This window comes from Heyndrickxia sp. FW510-T9 (assembly GCF_058781025.1).
In genome coordinates, this window is sequence record NZ_JBYSWK010000096.1 from 1 (window position 1) to 5721 (window position 5721).

Sequence of the window (5721 nt, forward strand, 5' to 3'; positions counted from 1 at the left end):
TTATATATTGTTTAGGAAACTTTTTTCTTCAATGTTAATTTTACAGAAATTATTTTTTCGTGAATATATTGTAAATAAAAAATTTTCATTTTTTGATTACTTATTTACAAAACTAAAGTATTTGGATAGAATATTCTAAACAATCTAATATCAGAAAAAGGTTATGATGACGATGGTATGGAGAAAAGACTAAAGAGAGTCGGTGGGTGCTGGAAAAAAGGTATTTATATAGGGATAAAGTGGAACGGTCCTTTCCCAACTTATTACCAAGGGACGTGGTAATATCAAAAAGAAATATCAATTAGATCAGGCTTCTCAAAAATTACAACGATTTTCAGTAATAACTTATACATTAATAGGCGTTCCGTTATTTGGTTACACAATAAATCAAGATATGTATTTATTTTGGTTAATCTTATCATTGTTAGGTGGAATATCTCTAAGTAAAAAAAGTAAGCTTATACAGCCAAAAATAAGATTGAAAGTTTTATTATGTGAATTGATTGTTATTCTAACACTAGCTTTATGGATATTTTCAGATCTAATTGTACCTATGATCATAAAACAACTAGTATTTTTTGTAATAATTTCTATATGTGGCTACGTATATATGAAGTTATTGTTTAATGGAACTTTAACTAAAAACAACTTTAAAAAGTGAAACGTAGTTTGATAATTGATTATATTAATTGATTTAAGCATCCATTTAAAGGATGCCTTCTTTGTAAAGGGATACAATCCCGAAAATGCGGATTTTTAGCGCTAAGACCTTTGAGACAGGTCCCTGATTTTACTTAAAATTGTTTAGGCTGGTTTCATGAGGTTACTACATGATAAGGTAACAAAATCGAGGGTGGTACCGCGTTTCCCCATGCCCCTTATTATAGGCAGCAATGTCTGTTATAAGGGGTGTTTTTATTTTCTTAATGGCTGTTTTCGAATAAATTGTTGCTTTTCGCAAATTGTTTTAACTCCTAACATAGACTAGTTTCGGGGCATCTTTTCTTAAAAAAGATACCTATTCTAAAGGTGAATGAAGCAGTTTATACTATTTTCTAATATAAAAGCAACATAGTTTAAGAAAAGAACCTATATTGAAAGGAATGATGAATGGATGCTATTTAATCAACAATTTTTGTTCACGCCCGGCCCTACGCCAATATCTGACCGAGTGAAACTTGCTATGAACGAGCCGATGATTGCCCATCGAAGCAAGGCATTTTCGTATTTACTTGAGGATGTTTCTAAAAGACTTATGCCTATCTTTGGGGCAAAGGATCCTGTTTTACTAGTTACGGGCACTGGTACATCTGCATTGGAGGCAGCAACATGCAATATTGTAGAAGATGGTGACCATGTTGTAGTGATCGTTACTGGTGCTTTCGGTGAACGGTTTGCAAAAATTTGCGGAGCGTTCGGAGCAAATGTTCACTGCTTAAATATTGAATGGGGCAGAGCATGTGAACCAGATCAATTAGAAAGCTATTTGAAATCGTTGGATGTTCCAATTAAAGCCGTTTTCGCCACCTATTGCGAAACGTCTACCGGGGTTTTAAATCCTATTAAAGATTTAGGAAAGATAACAAAACAATATACAGATACCCTTTTTATTGTAGATGGAGTTAGCTGTATTGGAGCCGTTCCAGCTGATATGGAAGACTGGCAGATTGATATACTTGTTTCCGGCTCGCAAAAAGCGCTTATGCTCCCACCTGGATTAGCTTTTATTGCGTTGAATAGGAAAGCCAGAGAAACCGTTAAAAACTGTAGGACAAAACGATTTTATTTTGATTTAAACCGCTATTTGACTTCTTATTATGAAGAAACCTCCACTCCCTTTACACCAGCTGTATCCTTAATTGCGGGGGCACGTGAGGTTTGTAGTTTGATAGAGGAAGAAGGATTTGAGAATGTAATTGCGCGGCATCAGCTATTGAAAGAAATGCTGCGAAACGGGCTGAATGAGATTGAAATCCCGCTTTTTGTAGCTGATGATATCGCCTCCCCTACTGTAACATCTATTCAACCAGAGGAAAATACTTTAGTACCAATCAAACAGGGTTTACAGAAAAGATTTGGAATTGTCATTGCTGGTGGACAAAAGCATTTAAATGGAAAAATTCTGCGAATCGGGCATATGGGATATTCCACACCATATGATGTTTTAAAAGTACTAACAGGATTGGAAATGATTCAATCAGACCTATTGGGTAAGAATGTATTAGGTAAAGCAATAGCTAGAGCCGAGGAGGTTTGGAGAGATTGTATAAAGTGCTAGTGACAGATGCTATTAGTGAGAGCGGGCTATTGCCGTTATATGAACATCCGAATTTTGAGGTCGACCGTTATGATCAGCTGCAAACAAATGAACTTTTTTCAATAATAGGAAACTATGATGTTCTCATTGTGCGTAGCCAAACAAATGTAACAATGGAATTAATAGACATTGCACCACGTTTAAGAATTATCGCACGTGCAGGAGTTGGCGTTGATAATATTGATGTGGATGCAGCAACGAAAAGAGGAATAATTGTCATAAATGCTCCCGGTGGGAATACAATAGCCGCTACAGAGCATACCATGGCAATGCTGCTATCTTTAGCTAGAAAAATTCCTCATGCCCATCAGTCCACCATCAATGGAAATTGGGAACGAAAAAAATATCAAGGTATTGAGCTGTATGAAAAGACGCTAGGCATTATCGGTATGGGAAAAATCGGCACAGAGGTTGCTAAACGTGCGAAAAGTTTTCAGATGAATATTTTGGCCTATGATCCGTACCTTAGTGAGGATAGGGCGAATAAACTCGGGATTACAAAAGCAAATTTAGATGAAATCGCTGAGCGTTCTGATTTTATCACCATCCATACACCTCTGATAAAAGAGACAAAAAGTCTAGTAAATGAATCTTATATTCAAAAAATGAAAAATGGTGTCCGAATCATCAACTGTGCCCGCGGCGGTATTATTGATGAAAGTGCCTTACTAGAAGGCTTGCAATCAAGTAAAATTGCTGGCGCAGCGCTCGATGTATTTGAACAAGAGCCACCGGCGAATTTCGAATTATTGAATCACCCTAATGTTATTGTAACCCCGCATCTCGGAGCATCTACAGAAGAAGCACAGGAAAAAGTTGCTTTAGAGGTTAGTGCTGAAATCATCAATATATGTGAATATCAATCGATTCGTTCTGCCGTTAACATGCCGCAAATTACAAGTGAATCCCAGGCAAGAATGCAGCCTTACTTACAAATTGGGGAGCAGATGGCTCGAATCGCAATTCAATTATTAAAAACCGCACCAGAAAAAATTCAAATCGCCTATTTCGGAGAGCTATTAGATGAGGATACCAGTCTTCTGACTCGCTCCATCATTAAAGGCGTCTTATCCCATCACCTCAGTGATTCTGTGAATCTTATTAATGCATTTCATCTATTAAGAGAGCAAGGGGTTCATTACCAAATTCAAAAAGAGGTATCTAATAAGGGCTTTTCAAATTATATGGAGCTGACTTTGTATAAAAGTGGCAAAAAGGTGAATATCGCCGCAACTTCTATACATGGCTTGGGGGCAAGAATCGTGATAATCGATGACTATCGAATTGATGTAAAACCGGAAAGGCATCTCCTCTACATTAAACATCACGATATACCGGGGATGATTGGCCATGTAGGATCTATTTTAGGTGACCATAACGTAAATATCGGTACCATGCAAGTAGGCAGAACCACTGTTGGAGGTGAAGCCATCATGATACTTACATTAGATAAGAAGATAGATGATTCTGTTGCAATTCAAATCCAATCCTTAAAAGGCATCAAAGACATCCAAATCCTCGAGCTAAATTCTGGATACATCCTGGAAGAGACAACTTTTTAATTTAGAATAAATACAATCTGGTGTCAGGCACCAGATTGTATTTATTCTTATTTTCAAATGCTTGTAACCAATTTTTTTATATCCAGTACGGAGTCTAGAATAAATTCCGCGTTTTGTTCTTCGAATTCTGTCCGTGCATCCTTCCCGGAGAGTCCGGTTAACACGGCAGCGAATCGGCAGCCCATTTTTTGTGCAGCCAATAGATCTGCAAGAGAATCTCCGACAATTAATACTTCATTGCCATTTTCAATTGGCAAGGCTAGATTTAACACCTCATCTATTGTTGCACTTTTTCCTTTCAGTGCCATTAAGTAAGTAAATGGATGCGGTTTTGCCAAAGCAATGCCTTTACCTATAGTATTCTCTGCTTTTAATACATCATCAGCTGTAACAATATGCTGAACGTTATATTGATCCAGCCACCCTAATGCTGCAAATGGCTCAATCGTTTCTAGTTCCGGTCTACCCGTACCTATTCCTATAGAAACGCCAGAGTCTCTTAAGAATTGAAACATATCTGTAATTTCCTCAGGTGTTGCCAGCACTTTCTCATCCGCTAAAAATCCTTTTTTACCTGTTTGAACCGATGGCCTCCCAGTGGACGCTAATATATTTTTGTCCCCAACATACCATTCTTGGGAACAATGCTCACAAATGGACCAAAGTGATCCTTTTTGTTTAAAAATCTCTGATTTGACTCCTAGCTTTTCTTCCACAAGCTTATCCAGAACGACAAATAAATCTCGCTTAGTTTGCGGAAATTTTTTAAAATCCTTTAAAAATCTATTAAAATGAATTTCAACCTGGTATTGTTGCAAAACATCTTTTATTTCCAGCAACGTCTTTCTTTCAATTTCATTTTTAAACCAATTCTCAATTCGAGAATGTTCTTGATCATTGATTTGTGATAAAAGATGGATGAGTTGATAACTAAATGTGATATAAATCATATCCCAATTGGCATTTAAGCCTCTTGATTTAAAAAATTTTAAAATCTGGTCCTCTTCTTCAAAAACCTGTTTTCTAATGCTCGTAATTTCATCATCAGAATAACTCGTTTTAAATTTTTCGGGAGCTATCCCTAGATAATTATCACTGTTCAAAAGCTCCCAAACCGTTAAGGCAGACGCATCAAAATATCGTTCTTCACTCAATAAAACACCATCAACATCAAATAAAATAGTTTGAACCAACGACAATTCCTCCTACCACTAGACAGTTTTATCTCACTAGTTTATCACAGTAAAGTTAAATACACGTTAGCTTTAGAAAAAAAGGGCAAAAGGGAATAGTTAAATGGACCGGGTCTCTCATTCTATCAAAAAAATGGGACAAGGGAACCGTCCCTCATCCCACTTTACTGGTGGATTGAATCGAAATCTCCAAATATAGTGTACCTACCTCGAGTTGTTTCATCATAATTCAGGCGTTCCACAATTTAATTCAGGCACTACTCTTCATATTTCAGGCATTCCTCAAATTTTCAGGCACAGCTCAACATAATCTAGGCGTTCCACAATTTAATTCAGGCACAACTCTTCATAATTCACGCGTTCCTCAAATTAATTCAAGCACTACTCTTCATAATTCAGGCGTTCCACAAATTAATTCAGGCACTACTCAATATAATTCAGGCGTTCCTCAATTTATTCAGGCACTACTCTTCATAATTCAGGCATTCCTCAAATTATCAGGCAGCAACTCATCATTATTCAGCATTCCTCAAATTATCAGGTAGCAACTCTTCATAATTCAGGCGTTCTACAAATTAATTCAGGCACTACTCTTCATAATTCAGGCGTTCCTCAAATTATTCAGGCACTACTCTTCATAATTCAGGCG

At 36.8% G+C, this 5721-nt stretch carries 3 protein-coding genes; 2 read left to right on the forward strand and 1 reads right to left on the reverse strand.

Annotation, left to right across the window (positions count from 1 at the left end):
• Nucleotides 1-1114: 1114 nt before the first annotated feature.
• Nucleotides 1115-2278: a pyridoxal-phosphate-dependent aminotransferase family protein gene (locus tag AC3WJF_RS22895; RefSeq protein WP_492456385.1), complete on the forward strand. Its 1164-nt coding sequence runs from the start codon at nucleotides 1115-1117 to the stop codon at nucleotides 2276-2278.
• Entirely contained in the window at nucleotides 2263-3879 is a 1617-nt protein-coding gene (gene serA, locus AC3WJF_RS22900; RefSeq protein ID WP_492456386.1) for a phosphoglycerate dehydrogenase, read from the forward strand. Before AC3WJF_RS22895 ends, serA begins: the two co-directional genes overlap by 16 nt.
• Before the next feature lie 53 nt (nucleotides 3880-3932).
• Here the strand turns inward: serA and AC3WJF_RS22905 are convergent, their stop codons facing one another.
• Nucleotides 3933-5072 carry an HAD family hydrolase gene (locus tag AC3WJF_RS22905; protein ID WP_492456388.1) on the reverse strand — a complete coding sequence of 380 codons (1140 nt, stop codon included), beginning with the start codon at nucleotides 5070-5072 and terminating at the stop codon, nucleotides 3933-3935.
• Nucleotides 5073-5721 lie beyond the last annotated feature (649 nt).